13 protein-coding genes are annotated in these 12,560 nt (G+C 72.1%); 6 read left to right on the top strand and 7 right to left on the bottom strand.

Annotated elements, in window-relative coordinates; genetic code table 11:
- Positions 1-16: 16 nt before the first annotated feature.
- Complete coding sequence (locus ACFY8O_RS07315) at positions 17-985, top strand: ABC transporter ATP-binding protein (RefSeq protein WP_387901027.1); 969 nt, start codon at positions 17-19, stop codon at positions 983-985.
- A gap of 55 nt (positions 986-1,040) precedes the next feature.
- Positions 1,041-1,730 carry a DUF1707 domain-containing protein gene (locus ACFY8O_RS07320; protein WP_387901030.1) on the top strand — a complete coding sequence of 230 codons (690 nt, stop codon included), beginning with the start codon at positions 1,041-1,043 and terminating at the stop codon, positions 1,728-1,730.
- Between the two features lie 90 nt (positions 1,731-1,820).
- Here ACFY8O_RS07320 and ACFY8O_RS07325 read toward each other — a convergent pair whose 3' ends face one another.
- Positions 1,821-3,083, bottom strand: a complete 1,263-nt coding sequence (locus ACFY8O_RS07325; RefSeq protein ID WP_387899807.1) for an SGNH/GDSL hydrolase family protein — start codon at positions 3,081-3,083, stop codon at positions 1,821-1,823.
- 153 nt (positions 3,084-3,236) lie between these two features.
- Here ACFY8O_RS07325 and ACFY8O_RS07330 point away from each other — a divergent pair, with 153 nt between their 5' ends.
- The gene (locus ACFY8O_RS07330; protein ID WP_387899808.1) at positions 3,237-4,577 is read left to right on the top strand and encodes a DUF445 domain-containing protein; all 1,341 of its coding nucleotides are present in this window, start codon (positions 3,237-3,239) and stop codon (positions 4,575-4,577) included.
- A gap of 219 nt (positions 4,578-4,796) precedes the next feature.
- On the opposite strand, the gene ACFY8O_RS07335 is transcribed toward ACFY8O_RS07330, so the two are convergent.
- Positions 4,797-5,099 carry a hypothetical protein gene (locus ACFY8O_RS07335; protein ID WP_387899810.1) on the bottom strand — a complete coding sequence of 101 codons (303 nt, stop codon included), beginning with the start codon at positions 5,097-5,099 and terminating at the stop codon, positions 4,797-4,799.
- 165 nt (positions 5,100-5,264) lie between these two features.
- The gene (gene argG / locus ACFY8O_RS07340; protein WP_145801281.1) at positions 5,265-6,713 is read right to left on the bottom strand and encodes an argininosuccinate synthase; all 1,449 of its coding nucleotides are present in this window, start codon (positions 6,711-6,713) and stop codon (positions 5,265-5,267) included.
- Positions 6,714-6,840: 127 nt separating this feature from the next.
- Between argG and ACFY8O_RS07345 the strand changes: the two genes are divergently transcribed.
- A complete protein-coding gene (locus ACFY8O_RS07345) occupies positions 6,841-7,371 on the top strand; it encodes a hypothetical protein (RefSeq protein ID WP_387899812.1) in 531 nt (176 codons plus the stop codon).
- Positions 7,372-7,383: 12 nt separating this feature from the next.
- On the opposite strand, the gene ACFY8O_RS07350 is transcribed toward ACFY8O_RS07345, so the two are convergent.
- The 4 genes from ACFY8O_RS07350 to ACFY8O_RS07365 form a co-directional block, all read right to left on the bottom strand.
- Entirely contained in the window at positions 7,384-8,163 is a 780-nt protein-coding gene (locus tag ACFY8O_RS07350) for a DeoR/GlpR family DNA-binding transcription regulator (RefSeq protein WP_387899814.1), read from the bottom strand.
- Between the two features lie 26 nt (positions 8,164-8,189).
- Positions 8,190-9,032: a class II fructose-bisphosphate aldolase gene (locus ACFY8O_RS07355; protein ID WP_387899815.1), complete on the bottom strand. Its 843-nt coding sequence runs from the start codon at positions 9,030-9,032 to the stop codon at positions 8,190-8,192.
- A 142-nt stretch (positions 9,033-9,174) separates the two neighbouring features.
- On the bottom strand, positions 9,175-10,038 hold the full coding sequence (locus tag ACFY8O_RS07360; protein WP_387899817.1) for an excalibur calcium-binding domain-containing protein: 864 nt from the start codon (positions 10,036-10,038) through the stop codon (positions 9,175-9,177).
- A gap of 148 nt (positions 10,039-10,186) precedes the next feature.
- Positions 10,187-11,035 carry a helix-turn-helix transcriptional regulator gene (locus ACFY8O_RS07365; RefSeq protein ID WP_387899818.1) on the bottom strand — a complete coding sequence of 283 codons (849 nt, stop codon included), beginning with the start codon at positions 11,033-11,035 and terminating at the stop codon, positions 10,187-10,189.
- Positions 11,036-11,177: 142 nt separating this feature from the next.
- On the opposite strand from ACFY8O_RS07365, the gene ACFY8O_RS07370 reads away from it, so the two are divergent.
- Together ACFY8O_RS07370 and ACFY8O_RS07375 are read left to right on the top strand one after the other, a co-directional pair.
- The gene (locus tag ACFY8O_RS07370; protein ID WP_387899820.1) at positions 11,178-11,873 is read left to right on the top strand and encodes an SDR family oxidoreductase; all 696 of its coding nucleotides are present in this window, start codon (positions 11,178-11,180) and stop codon (positions 11,871-11,873) included.
- A 57-nt stretch (positions 11,874-11,930) separates the two neighbouring features.
- Complete coding sequence (locus tag ACFY8O_RS07375) at positions 11,931-12,407, top strand: GNAT family N-acetyltransferase (RefSeq protein WP_387899821.1); 477 nt, start codon at positions 11,931-11,933, stop codon at positions 12,405-12,407.
- The last annotated feature ends 153 nt before the right edge of the window (positions 12,408-12,560 follow it).

Here is a 12,560-nt window from a genome sequence, read left to right on the forward strand (position 1 = left end):
AGGGGGCGTGGACGACATGGACTTCATCGAGCTCGACGGCGTCGAGAAGGTCTTCGACGTGCGCCGCAGGACCGGTTTCCTGCGCCGGGAGCGGCGCGAGGTGCGGGCGGTGGACGGGATCAGTTTCCGGGTGCCGCGCGGTGAGATGGTCGGCTACATCGGCCCGAACGGGGCGGGCAAGTCGACGACGATCAAGATGCTGACGGGCATCCTCACGCCGAGCGGCGGCCGGTTGCGGGTCGCGGGGATCGATCCGGCCCGGGAGCGCACGAAGCTGGCGCACCGGATCGGGGTGGTGTTCGGGCAGCGTACGACGCTCTGGTGGGACCTGCCGCTGCGGGACTCCTACCGGCTGATGCACCGGATGTACCGGATCCCGGACGCGCGTTTCCGGGAGAACCTGGATCGCTGTGTCGAACTCCTGGACCTGGGGGCCCTGCTGGAGGTCCCGGTGCGTCAGTTGTCCCTGGGGCAGCGGATGCGGGGCGACATCGCGGCGGCGCTGCTGCACGATCCGGAGGTGCTCTACCTCGACGAGCCGACGATCGGGCTCGACGTTATCTCCAAGGCCAAGGTCCGTGGTTTCCTGCGGGAGTTGAATGCGGAGCGGTCGACGACGGTGCTGCTCACCACACACGACCTGACCGACATCGAGCAGCTGTGCAAGCGGGTGATGGTGATCGACCACGGCCGTCTGGTGTACGACGGGGCGCTCGCCGGGCTGCACGAGGTGGGGCGGAGCGAACGCACGCTGGTCGTCGACCTGGAGCGTGAGCTGCCGCCGATCGAGCTGGGGTCGGAGCCCTCGGTCCGGGTGGTGAAGGTGGAGGGGCCCCGGCAGTGGCTGGCGTTCCCCGCGGCCGGGTCGGCGGCGCCGCTGGTGGCGCGGATCGCCGCGGAGTATCCGCTGGTCGACCTCTCGGTGCGGGAGCCGGACATCGAATCCGTGATCGCGAAGATGTACGTGTCGGATCCGGGTCTCTAGGCCCGTTCCGAGATCGCTCTATAGGGTGCGCGGTATGACAAGTGAAAACCCGGAGATGCGTGCCTCCGACGCGGAGCGGGAGCGGGTCGCGGAGACCCTGCGGGAGGCCGTGGCCGAGGGCCGGCTGGAGATGGACGAGTTCGAGCAGAGGCTCGACGCTACGTACAGGGCGCGTACGCACGGGGAGTTGGAGCCGCTCGTGCGTGATCTTCCGGTGCCCGGTGCGCCGGTCCGGCAGGGCATCGGGGCGGAGCCCGCGAGGGGTTCGGCCGCCGACTGGCCGTCGCGGATCGGGGGCACCCCCACTTCGTCGGGCGGGTTCGCCTTCTGGGGCGGGTTCAGCCGCAAGGGCCACTGGACGGTGGGCCCGACGTTCACGGCGTTCTCGATGTGGGGCGGCGGCGAGATCGATCTGCGCGAGGCCCGCTTCGCGGAGCGCGAGGTGGTGATCCGCTGCTTCACGATCATGGGCGGTATCCAGGTGACCGTGCCGCCCGACCTCGATGTGCAGGTGCGGGGCCTCGGCCTCATGGGAGGCTTCGGGGAGCATTCCAAGCTCGACGACGATCCGGAACCGGCGCCGGGTTCACCGCGGGTGCGGGTCACGGGATTCGCGCTGATGGGCGGAGTCGGTGTGGAGCGCAAGCGGAGCAAGGCGCAGAAGCGGCGGCTCCAGGAGCAGGAGCGGGAGCGGCTGCGGTCGCAGAACCCGGACGCGGGGGACGGGCGCAAGGAGCTCGGCTGAGCGGGACCGGTCGCTCTGCACGGAACGGCCAGGTCGCTCTGCACGGAGCGGCCCCGGCCGCTCTGTACGGAACGGCCGGGGCGGGTCAGGTCAGAAGACGTCGGCCTTCGGGATCCCTTCCACCGCGGCGAGATCGATCGCCTGGGCCATCGCGCGGTAGCCGGCGTCGTTGAAGTGGAGCCGGTCGCCCGCGTCGTAGTCGGGCAGGATCCGGTCGGGTGCGTAGGGGTCGCGTACGGCGCGGTCGAAGTCGATGAAGGCGTCGTAGATCCCGCCTGACCTGATCTCCTCGTTGACCGCCAGGCGTACGGCGTCGCGTTCCGGTGTCCAGGTCCGGTAGCCCCGGAAGGGGGTCAGGGTCGCGCCGACGACCCGCAGCCCACGGGCGTGCGCGCGCTCGGTGAGGGCGCGGAGTCCGGCCGTGATGCGCTGGGGGTCGGTCTCCTGGGGACTCTGCTGCACGTCGTTGATGCCCAGCGCGATGATCACGGTCTTCGCTCCGGCGACGGAGAGCACGTCGCGTTCGAAGCGGCCGGCCGCGCTGAGCCCGCCGACCTTGCGTACGCCGTTGACGGCGAGCGGGCTGTCGCGCAGGAGGCGGTTGCCCGCGATGCCCTGGTTGGCGACCCCGTAGCGGTGCCGCAGCCGGTCGGCGAGCAGGTCAGGCCAGCGGGAGTTGGCGTCGGTGGTGGAGCCGCTGCCCGCGGTGAGGGAGTCGCCGATGGCGACGATCGCGCCGGCCGATGCCTCGTTGCGGACGTCGACGGCCGTCAGGTAGCGCCAGCGGGTGGTGCTCCAGGTGCCGTCGGCGTCGGCCAGGTAGGACGTCTGGTGGGTGTTGGGGTGCTGGGTGACGGGCCCGGCGGCGTACGGGGTGCGCAGGGTGACTTCCAGGTCGGCGTCGGGGGCGACGGGGACGACGACGGGGTCGCTGACGACCTGCCGGCCCGCGGCGACCGTGACGGTGGGAAGGCCGCGGAAGGTGACCGGCCGGGTGTTGACTGCGGCCTGGTCCACGACGAGCGGCGCGGCGCCGAAGAGGTTGGACAGGGTGATGCGGGCGGCGTCACCGCCGATGCTGGTGTGCACGATGTTGCGGATGGTGCGGCCGGGATACCCCTGGGCGGCGTTCGGTTCGGCGCTGACGGGGGCGCCGGTCCAGGTGACGACCCAGGTGCCGGTGGAGTGGGCCGGTGCGGCCTGGTTGCGGGCCGCCGCGTGGTTCTCGGTCCCGGTGAGCGGGGTCTGCCGCTGCTCGGCGACGAGCGAGGTGCCGAAGGCGACGGCGGCGGCGAGTGCGGCGGTGCCTGCCACGAGGGCGATGAGCAGGGCGTAGCCCTGGCGCCTGGGCATCTGTGGTGTTTCTCCTTGCGGTGTTCGACCCGGTGATCGGGTTGCTCTCATGATGCGACAGGCCCCGGGGAACTCGACGTGCGGCCCAGGAGTAGGTGAGGTAGGGACAATGCGTACGGCACGGCGTGACGCGTACGCGGACAGGTGGAGCGGATGGAACAGGACGCGGGACAGGGAACGGCCGTGGGAGCCGGAGCTCCGGACGGGCAGCGGCCGAGGCCGTCGCCCGGCGGCTTCGCGTACACCGCCGCCGACGAGGAGAAGCGGCGCGGTGTGCGCCGTATGAAGACCACCGCCACGGGTCTGCTCCTGCTCGTCGCGCTCGTGTACGTCCTCGCCACGTGGGCGGAGAACTCGGGTGTGAGCGGCTGGCCGGGCTACGTCGCGGCGGCTGCCGAGGCGGGAATGGTCGGTGCGCTGGCGGACTGGTTCGCCGTCACGGCGCTCTTCCGGCGTCCGCTCGGTCTGCCCATCCCCCACACCGCCATCATTCCCAACAAGAAGGACCAGTTGGGGGAGTCACTCGGTTCCTTCGTGGGCGAGAATTTTCTCTCCGGGGACGTCGTTCGTGACCGAATTCACGCGCTGGGCGTCGGCGCCAGGCTCGGGACCTGGCTGGCGGAGCCCGCCCACGCGGACCGGGTCACCGCCGAGCTGGCGACCGCGTTGCGCGGTGCGCTGACGGTGCTGCGCGACTCCGATGTGCAGGCGGTCGTCGGGGAGGCGATCACCCGGCGGGCCGACGCGGTGGAAATCGGCCCCGGCATAGGCAAGATGCTGGAGAAGGTCGTCGCCGACGGCGGTCACCGCAGGGTCGTCGACCTCGTCTGCCTGCGGGCGCACGACTGGCTGGTGCGGCACGGGGACTCGGTGATGGACGCGGTGCAGGGCGGCGCACCTGGCTGGACGCCCAGGTTCGTGGACAAGCGGGTGGGGGAGCGGGTCTACAAGGAGCTGCTGCGGTTCGTCACGGAGATGCGGGACATGCCGGGCCACCCGGCGCGCGGTTCGATCGACACGTTCCTGACGGACTTCGCCGCCGACCTCCAGACGGACACGGACACCCGGGCCCGGGTGGAGCGGCTGAAGTCGGAGATCCTGGGGCGCCAGGAGGTCCAGGACGTCATCGCGTCCGCCTGGTCCTCCGTCCGCGCGATGATCATGGCGGCGGCCGAGGACGAGCGGAGCGAGCTGCGGCTGCGGGCCAGGGCCTCGCTGATCTCGCTGGGCGCCAGGCTCGCCACGGACCAGCGGCTCCAGGCCAAGCTGGAGGGCTGGCTGGAGGACGCCGCGGCGTACGTCGTCACGACGTACCGCTCGGAGATCACCTCGCTGATCAGTGACACGGTCGCCGGCTGGGACGCGCAGCAGACGTCCCGGAAGATCGAGGCGCACATCGGCCGCGACCTCCAGTTCATCCGGATCAACGGCACGGTGGTCGGTGCGCTGGCGGGTCTGGCGATCTATTCGGTGTCACGGGTGCTCGGCGGCTGAGGGAGGTCTCGGGCCAGGACCGCGGTGGCGTACCGGGCCGGCGGTGGGCAGACGGGCGCGCGGGGCCGACGGCGGACGCGGGAGCGGACCTGGGACACGCCGGAGGGGACCGGGGGCGCGCCCGTCCTGTCGTACGGGCGCGTCCCCGGGTCACGCGGGGAGTTGCTCTTCAGTACGCACCCCGCGGCGCCCGTGTTCAATCCCCGGGCACCGGATTTCTCAGGCGGCCCGCCGGGTGACGGCCCACGAGGCGGCGGCGACGCCGCCCGCGACGGCGAACACCGAGGGCCAGGCGCCGACCTTCTTGGCGAGCGGGTGCGAGCCGGCGAACGCGGCGACGTAGGCGAGGGTGAGTCCGGTGGCGGCCTTGGCGCCGGCCTGCCGGTTCCATTCGTAGGCCGCGACCGATCCGGCTGCTGCCAGTGCGACGCCGCCCAGCGGGCGCTGCCTGGTCCAGCGGGCGATCGCGTATCCGCCGACGAGACCGCTCGCCGCCACCGCCGCTGCCGGAACCTTCGCCATTGCCGCCACCTTCGCTCTCCTGCGTACCCGTGTCCTGGATTCCGAGGATAGGCCGCACCCGGGCGGACCGGCCGACCGGCCTGCCCGGGGAGCCGGGGGCCCGTCGGCCGGCCGGGGGACCGGTCCGGGGAGCGGGGACGCGAAGGTGAACCGGAACGGGGCCCGTCAGTCGGTGCCGAACTCCATCGCGGCGCGGTCCAGCAGCTCGTCGTCGCCGGAGACCTCGCCGCGGGAGGCGATGGCCTGGGCGCCGCCCTCGGGCATGGTGCCGATCAGGCCGGTCGCAGCCGCCTGGGCGGCACCGATCAGGGAGGCCTGGGAGGTGCCGACGAGGCCGAGGCCCGCGAACTGCTCCAGCCGGGCGCGCGAGTCGGCGATGTCGAGGTTGCGCATGGTGAGCTGGCCGATCCGGTCCACCGGACCGAACGCCGAGTCCTCGGTGCGCTCCATGGAGAGCTTGTCCGGGTGGTAGCTGAACGCGGGGCCGGTGGTGTCGAGGATCGAGTAGTCCTCACCGCGTCGCAGCCGCAGGGTCACCTCGCCGGTGACGGCCGAGCCGACCCAGCGCTGGAGCGACTCACGGACCATCAGCGCCTGCGGGTCCAGCCAGCGGCCCTCGTACATCAGGCGGCCGAGGCGCCGTCCCTCGTTGTGGTAGTGGGCGAGGGTGTCCTCGTTGTGGATGGCGTTGACGAGGCGCTCGTAGACGGCGTGCAGGAGCGCCATGCCGGGCGCCTCGTAGATGCCGCGGCTCTTCGCCTCGATGATGCGGTTCTCGATCTGGTCCGACATGCCCAGGCCGTGCCGGCCGCCGATCGCGTTGGCCTCCATGACCAGGTCGACCGGGGTGGCGAACGTCTTGCCGTTGATCGTCACCGGGCGGCCCTGCTCGAAGCCGATCGTGACGTCCTCGGTGGCGATCTCGACCGAGGGGTCCCAGAAGCGGACACCCATGATCGGCTCGACGGTCTCCACGCCGGTGTCCAGGTGCTCCAGCGTCTTGGCCTCGTGCGTGGCGCCCCAGATGTTGGCGTCGGTCGAGTAGGCCTTCTCGGTGCTGTCGCGGTAGGGCAGCCCGTGGGCGACCAGCCACTCCGACATCTCCTTGCGCCCGCCGAGTTCGGTGACGAAGTCGGCGTCGAGCCACGGCTTGTAGATGCGCAGGTGGGGGTTGGCGAGGAGGCCGTAGCGGTAGAACCGCTCGATGTCGTTGCCCTTGAACGTCGAGCCGTCGCCCCAGATCTGTACGTCGTCCTCGAGCATCGCCCGGACCAGCAGGGTGCCGGTCACGGCGCGGCCGAGCGGCGTGGTGTTGAAGTAGCCGCGTCCGCCGGAGCGGATGTGGAACGCGCCGCACGCGAGCGCGGCCAGGCCCTCCTCGACCAGTGCCGCCCGGCAGTCGACCAGGCGCGCGATCTCGGCGCCGTAGGTCTTCGCGCGGCCGGGCACCGAGGCGATGTCGGGCTCGTCGTACTGGCCGATGTCGGCGGTGTAGGTGCAGGGGACGGCACCCTTGTCGCGCATCCACGCGACCGCGACCGAGGTGTCGAGGCCGCCCGAGAAAGCGATGCCGACGCGCTCGCCGGTGGGCAGGGAGGTGAGAACCTTAGACATAGGAAGAGTATGCACTGCGTCGCATGTATATGCAAATGAGGTGGTGAGCCCCGTGCCGCCCCGCCCGACGTCGCCGGATGACCCGCGCCGGCTATAAGGTCTGGGCCAACCGAACGAGGGGGGCCTCATGTTGATCCGTACCGGCCTGCGCGCCGCGATACCGGCCGCGGTCCTGGGAGCGCTGCTGGTGGGCTGCAGCGCGGCGACCACCACGAACGGGCCGGGAGGCGACGTGCCGTACGTGGATCCGTCGGTGGCGGAGGCGGCGGCCGACGAGGCGGAGGCGTCCCTGATGCCGACGCCCTCACCCACGCCCACGCTCATCGTCCAGGAGGACCCGGCCGCGCCGGAGTTGGTCCGTGACGCGTTCGCCGGGCTCCAGGCGACCTACCAGGACGGCTGCGCGCCCGGCGGTGCGAACTGCGCCTACTTCCTGGGGCGGGTCAACGACGAGCTGGACCGGCTGGACAGGTCCATGAAGGCGGACAAGAAGGGCCCTGGGCACTTCGAGGAACCCATCGCCTGGGTCGGTACCCTGCGCACCGCGCTGGACGGTGACGACTCCACCCCGAACCTGGAGAAGCACCGGAGCGAACTGCTCGGCACCCGGGACCGCATCAACACCTGGATGCAGGGCCACCCGGACGACTACCGCTGACCGCCCCGCCGTTCACACCCGCAGGACGTCGATCCCCAGGGCGGTGAACTCCTGGACGACGTCCTCGGGCGCGTCCTTGTCCGTGACGAGGACCGACACCGCCTCCGTCCCGCAGACCTGGGCGAAGGCACGGCGGCCGAGCTTGGAGGAGTCGGCGACCACGATCACCGTGCCCGCGCACTCGGCGAGGGCGCGGTTGGCGCCGGCCTCGGACTCGTCGTGCGTGGCCGCCCCGAAGCGCGGGTGCACGGCGTCCACCCCGAGGACGGTGAAGTCCAGCGCGAGCGTCCGCAGCACGGTGTCGACCAGGGGGCCGACGAGTTCGTACGAATTCGGCCGGGCCACCCCGCCCGTGACGACGATCTTCACCTGGGGGCGTACGGCCAGCTCGTTGGCGATGTTGATCGCGTTGGTCACCACGGTCAGCGCCACACCGCCGCCCGAGGGCTCCGGCCGCAGCGCCAGTTCCCTGGCCACCTCGGAGGTGGTCGTACCGCCGTTGATGCCGACCGTGGAACCGGTGGGGATCAGCTCGGCGGCGGCCTTCGCGATGCGCTGCTTCTCGTCGGCGCGGCGGGCCGCCTTGTAGCGCAGCGGCAGGTCGTAGGCGACGGTGCTCACCACCGCGCCGCCCCGGGTGCGGGTCAGCAGATTCTGCCGGGCGAGCTCGTCAAGGTCGCGGCGGACGGTGGCGGCGGAGCAGCCGAGCCGCTCGGCGGCGTCGAGTACGTCGAGATGGCCCTGGTCGCCGAGGATCTCCAGCAGCCGGGTCCATCGGGTGTGTGCCGCCACCTGGTCCTCCTTGCTCGCAGCGAACCCTATCGCCCGGGGCGGGCCAGGATGCCCAGCAGGCGTGTCACCTCCGCGGCGACCGCGTCGCGGGCGGGGCCGAGGTAGGCGCGGGGGTCCGCCGCCTCGGCGTGGGCGTCCAGATAGCTGCGGACGGCCCGCGTGAACAGCTTGTTCAGGTGTGTGGAGATGTTCACCTTCGTCATGCCCGCGTGGATCGCCGCGGCCAGCCCGGTGTCCCCGACACCGGAGGAGCCGTGCAGGACGAGCGGGACGCCCACGGCGTCGCGCAGCCGCGCGATGAGCGCGAGGTCGAGGACGGCGTCGCGGGTCAGCATCGCGTGGGAGCTCCCGACCGCCACCGCGAGGGCGTCGACCTCGGTCGCCTCGACGAACGCCCGCGCCTCCGCCGGATCGGTGCGCACTCCGGGGGCGTGCGCTCCGTCCTTGCCGCCGATCTCGCCGAGCTCCGCCTCCACCCAGACCCCGTGCCCGTGGCAGTACGCGGTGATCTCGCGGGTCGCGGCCACGTTGTCGTCGTAGGGCAGCGCCGACGCGTCGAACATGACGGAGGTGAAGCCGAGCCGGACGGCCTCGCGCACCAGCCCCGCCGACTCGGCGTGGTCGAGGTGCACGGCCACCGGCACGCCCGCCGCCCGGGCGACGGCGAGCGAGGCGAGCCCGATCGGTTCGAGGGAGCCGTGGTAGCGGGCGGTGTTCTCGCTGACCTGGAGGATCACCGGCAGTCCGACGGCCTCCGCCCCGCTCACGATGGCCTGCGCGTGCTCGATCTGCACCACGTTGAAGGCCCCGACGCCCGTGGCATCGGTCCGGGCGCCGTGGGTGATGTCACCGGTGGATATGAGCGGCATGGGCGTCCTTCGCGGAGGCGGGTTGCGTGAACCCAGGCGAATGGTGCTCGAAGTTGCTCATTTATAGCGTGCTTGAAGCAGATTGGAAAAGAGCAGGCGCCCCCGGCGAGGCCGGAGGCGGCTGTCGAACGGCAGGCGCGGGCTACTCGCAGGCGACCCCGTCGCCGTCCCGGTCGAGGTGGGATCCGTATCCGGGGTCACCCCGGTGGATGGGGGCGGCTCCCGCGGCGCGCACGGCGGTGCAGTTGGCGTAGTAGGTGCCGCTGTCCCCGGAGGAGCCCGTGCTCGAACTCCCGCCTGAGGAGCCTCCCGACGACCCGCCGCTCGATCCTGACGACCCGTAGGGCTCGCAGCCGACTCCGTCGCCGTCCCGGTCCAGGTGGGAGGCGTATCCGGGGTCGCCGCGCCGGACGGGAGCCGCCCCCGCGGCCCGTGCGGCGTCGCAGTTCCTGTAGTACACGGAAGGCTCCACCGGTGTGGCCTTCGCCTTCGGGGTCCGCGCGACCGTGGGTGTGGGCGTCGGGGTCGGCGTCGGCGACGGGGTGGGCCCGGAGACGGTGATCCGCACGACGGCGCTCGCGCCGGCCGGGCCCCCGTCTTTCGCCGTGACCTCGTACGTGAACTCGTCCTCGCCGCTGTACCCGTCGGCCGGGGTGTAGGTGAGCGAGGTGCCGTCGGCCGTCACGGTCCCGTGCGGTGCCGGGCTCGCCACGGTGACGGCGAGTTCGGTCGCCTCGTAGGTGTCCAGGAGGGGCGCCTCGTCGCCGCCCTCCAGGGTCACGAGGTCGTTGGCCAGTGGCTCGATCGCGACCTCCTGGCCGGCCTCCGTCGCGGCGGTGTCGTCGGCCGGCGCGAACGCCCGCACCCCGGTGGGTGGGGCCGTCGCCGCTGCCGGCTCCGCGTCCTGGCTCGTGCCGTCGCCGCTGCCGCACCCCGCCAGTGCCAGCAGCAGGACCGTCGCCCCCGCCGACATCCTGAGCCTGCCGTGTGTCCTTCGCTTCTTCATGTGCCCCCCAAGGCGTGCCTGACTGCCGTGCAGTCGAGGGGCGATGCTCGCAGCGGCGGACGGCGCGGCGGGGCTCTTCCGTGGAAAGGAAGCGGAATTGTGACGAAGGTGTGAAGAAGTGATGGGGGAGGCCTGGAGGTCGACTGGGTCAGGTCATCGCCTGGGTCCCGATGACGTCGAGGAGGCCGAGCGCGGCGGCGGCCTCACTGCCGGGGGCCGCCGTGTAGGCGACGACCCGCAGGTCGCTGCCCGCGGCGACGAGGACGTCGCAGGACAGGGTGAGCCGGCCGACCTCCGGGTGGTGGACGGTCTTGGTGCCGGACGCGTGGGTGCCCACGATGCCGGAGTCCCACAGCCCGGCGAAGACGGTGCTGGTCTCCCGCAGGTCCCTGACGAGGGAGCGCAGGCCGAGGTCCGCCGGGTAGCGGGCGGTGGCCGCCCTGAGGTCGGCGACCGTGGACGCCTCGAAGTCGGCCCGCTGCGCGGGGGTCTGGGCGATCCGGCCGTGCCTGCCGGTGAAGTGCCGCCAGACGATGTTGCGTTCGCGTCCGTGCAGCGCGGAGGGGTCGCCGAACAGGGCCGCCCACGAGGGGTTGCACTCGATGAGGTTCCAGGCGGCGTCGTGGACGCTCAGCGGTGCGCCGCTCAGCTGGTCGAGCAACCGGCGCAGGCCGGGCGGGACGTGCGTGGAGATGTGGCCGGGGCCGGGTTCGGGCTGACCCGCCAGGAGGTACAGGTAGGCGCGTTCCGCCGTCGACAGGCGCAGGGCGCGGGCCAGGGAGGCGAGGACCTGCGGGGAGGGGGAGGTGGCCCTGCCCTGTTCGAGGCGGGTGATGTAGTCGACGGAGAGGGTGGCCAGCTGGGCCAGTTCCTCGCGGCGCAGGCCGGCTGCCCGCCGTACGCCGCCCGCGGGCAGCCCGACCGTCTGCGGGGAGATCCGGTCCCGCCAGCCGTGCAGCGCCCTGCCCAGCTCGTTGCCGTCCTTGGATGCGCTCACCCCTCCAGTATCCGCGTGGGGCCCCGGAACAGCCTGGTACTGGCAGTCCCCCCGCTACGGCGGGTACTGCCTGTTCCCTGGTGCGGCGAGCAGGGTGAAGGCGTACCCGACCCGATCACCTGACGAACACGGGAGCACAGCCATGACCACCACCCTCATCACCGGCGCCAACAAGGGCCTCGGTTTCGAGACCGCCCGCCGCCTCGTCGAAGCCGGGCACACCGTCTACACCGGGGCGCGTGACGTCCGGCTCGGGGAGGAGGCGGCGGCGCGGCTCGGCGCGCGCTTCGTCCAGATCGACATCACGGACGACGACTCCGTCGAGGCCGCCGCGGAGTTCGTGCGCAAGGACGCCGGCGGGCTGGACGTCCTCGTCAACAACGCGGGGATCGCGGGCGTCCCCAAGCCTGTGGGCGAGGTGACGGGGGCCGACATGCGGTACACGTACGAGACGAACGTCTTCGGGGCGGTGCGCGTGACCCGTGCCTTCCTGCCGTTGCTGGAGGCGAGTCCGTCCCCGGTCGTCGTCAACGTGGCCAGCGGACTCGGCTCGATCGCGGCGACGACCGACCCGAACCGCATCGAGTCCACCGTCCCGGCGCTCGCCTACGGCTCCTCCAAGACCGCGCTGATCATGGTGAACTCGCAGTACGCGAAGGCCTACCCCGGCATCCGGTTCAACGCCGTGGACCCCGGCTACACCGCCACCGACCTCAACCACCACACGGGCACCAACACCGTGGAGGAGGGCGCGGACATCATCGTCCGCATGGCCCTGGTCGGAGCCGACGGCCCGACCGGCGGGTTCTTCGACGCGGAGGGAGTCGCCGCCTGGTGAACCGGGGCGGGCCGTATATCACTGGTCCGCCGCCCCGACGGCCCGTACGGTGCGCGCATGACTGCGCAGCTCCGCCTGGAAAAGGTGACCCCGGACAACGTCCTCGAAGCCTGCCGCCTGAAGGTCGCACCCGAGCAGGAGCGGTTCGTCGCCCCCGTCGCACGGTCGCTGGCCGAGGCGTACGCCGACCCGGAGACCGCCTGGCCCCGGTTGGTCTTCGACGGCGACCGGATGGTCGGCTTCGTGATGGCGTTCCTCGACGTCCGGTTCCACCCCGAGGACCCGGAGGACCGGCCCCGCTCCGGACTCTGGCGGCTGGCCGTCGCCGCCGGCGAGCAGGGCAAGGGGTACGGGCGCTTCGCCGTGGAGGCGGTCTGCGAGGAGCTCCTGCGGCGCGGGCAGAAGCGGATCACCGTGACCTGGTCCCAGGGGGAGCACGGCCCCGAGGACTTCTACCTCCGGCTCGGATTCCGCAGGACCGGTGAGATGAGCGAGGACCAGGTGGTCGCCGAGATGGACCTGCCGCGACCCTGACCCGGACGCGGTGATCCACATGCGGTCCGGGAGCCGGGGCGCGAGGATCGGGGATACGGGCGGTGGCCCGGCCGCGCCTCGGCCCTCTCTCGGGCCGGTTCTCCCTTCCAGGCGCTCCGGTCCGCCTCCCGGCCGAACCGTCAGGGGGGTCTG

It is taken from the genome of Streptomyces argenteolus (assembly GCF_042902585.1).
Classification (GTDB): Bacteria; Actinomycetota; Actinomycetes; order Streptomycetales; family Streptomycetaceae; genus Streptomyces; species Streptomyces argenteolus.

Coding starts and splice junctions, on each gene's coding strand:
- ACFY8O_RS07325 (WP_387899807.1), bottom strand. CDS start 3,083: ATGCCCAGGCGCCAGGGCTACGCCCTGCTCATCGCCCTCGTGGCAGGC.
- ACFY8O_RS07375 (WP_387899821.1), top strand. CDS start 11,931: ATGACTGCGCAGCTCCGCCTGGAAAAGGTGACCCCGGACAACGTCCTC.
- argG (WP_145801281.1), bottom strand. CDS start 6,713: ATGTCTAAGGTTCTCACCTCCCTGCCCACCGGCGAGCGCGTCGGCATC.
- ACFY8O_RS07335 (WP_387899810.1), bottom strand. CDS start 5,099: ATGGCGAAGGTTCCGGCAGCGGCGGTGGCGGCGAGCGGTCTCGTCGGC.
- ACFY8O_RS07345 (WP_387899812.1), top strand. CDS start 6,841: ATGTTGATCCGTACCGGCCTGCGCGCCGCGATACCGGCCGCGGTCCTG.
- ACFY8O_RS07370 (WP_387899820.1), top strand. CDS start 11,178: ATGACCACCACCCTCATCACCGGCGCCAACAAGGGCCTCGGTTTCGAG.
- ACFY8O_RS07360 (WP_387899817.1), bottom strand. CDS start 10,038: ATGAAGAAGCGAAGGACACACGGCAGGCTCAGGATGTCGGCGGGGGCG.
- ACFY8O_RS07320 (WP_387901030.1), top strand. CDS start 1,041: ATGCGTGCCTCCGACGCGGAGCGGGAGCGGGTCGCGGAGACCCTGCGG.
- ACFY8O_RS07355 (WP_387899815.1), bottom strand. CDS start 9,032: ATGCCGCTCATATCCACCGGTGACATCACCCACGGCGCCCGGACCGAT.
- ACFY8O_RS07330 (WP_387899808.1), top strand. CDS start 3,237: ATGGAACAGGACGCGGGACAGGGAACGGCCGTGGGAGCCGGAGCTCCG.
- ACFY8O_RS07315 (WP_387901027.1), top strand. CDS start 17: ATGGACTTCATCGAGCTCGACGGCGTCGAGAAGGTCTTCGACGTGCGC.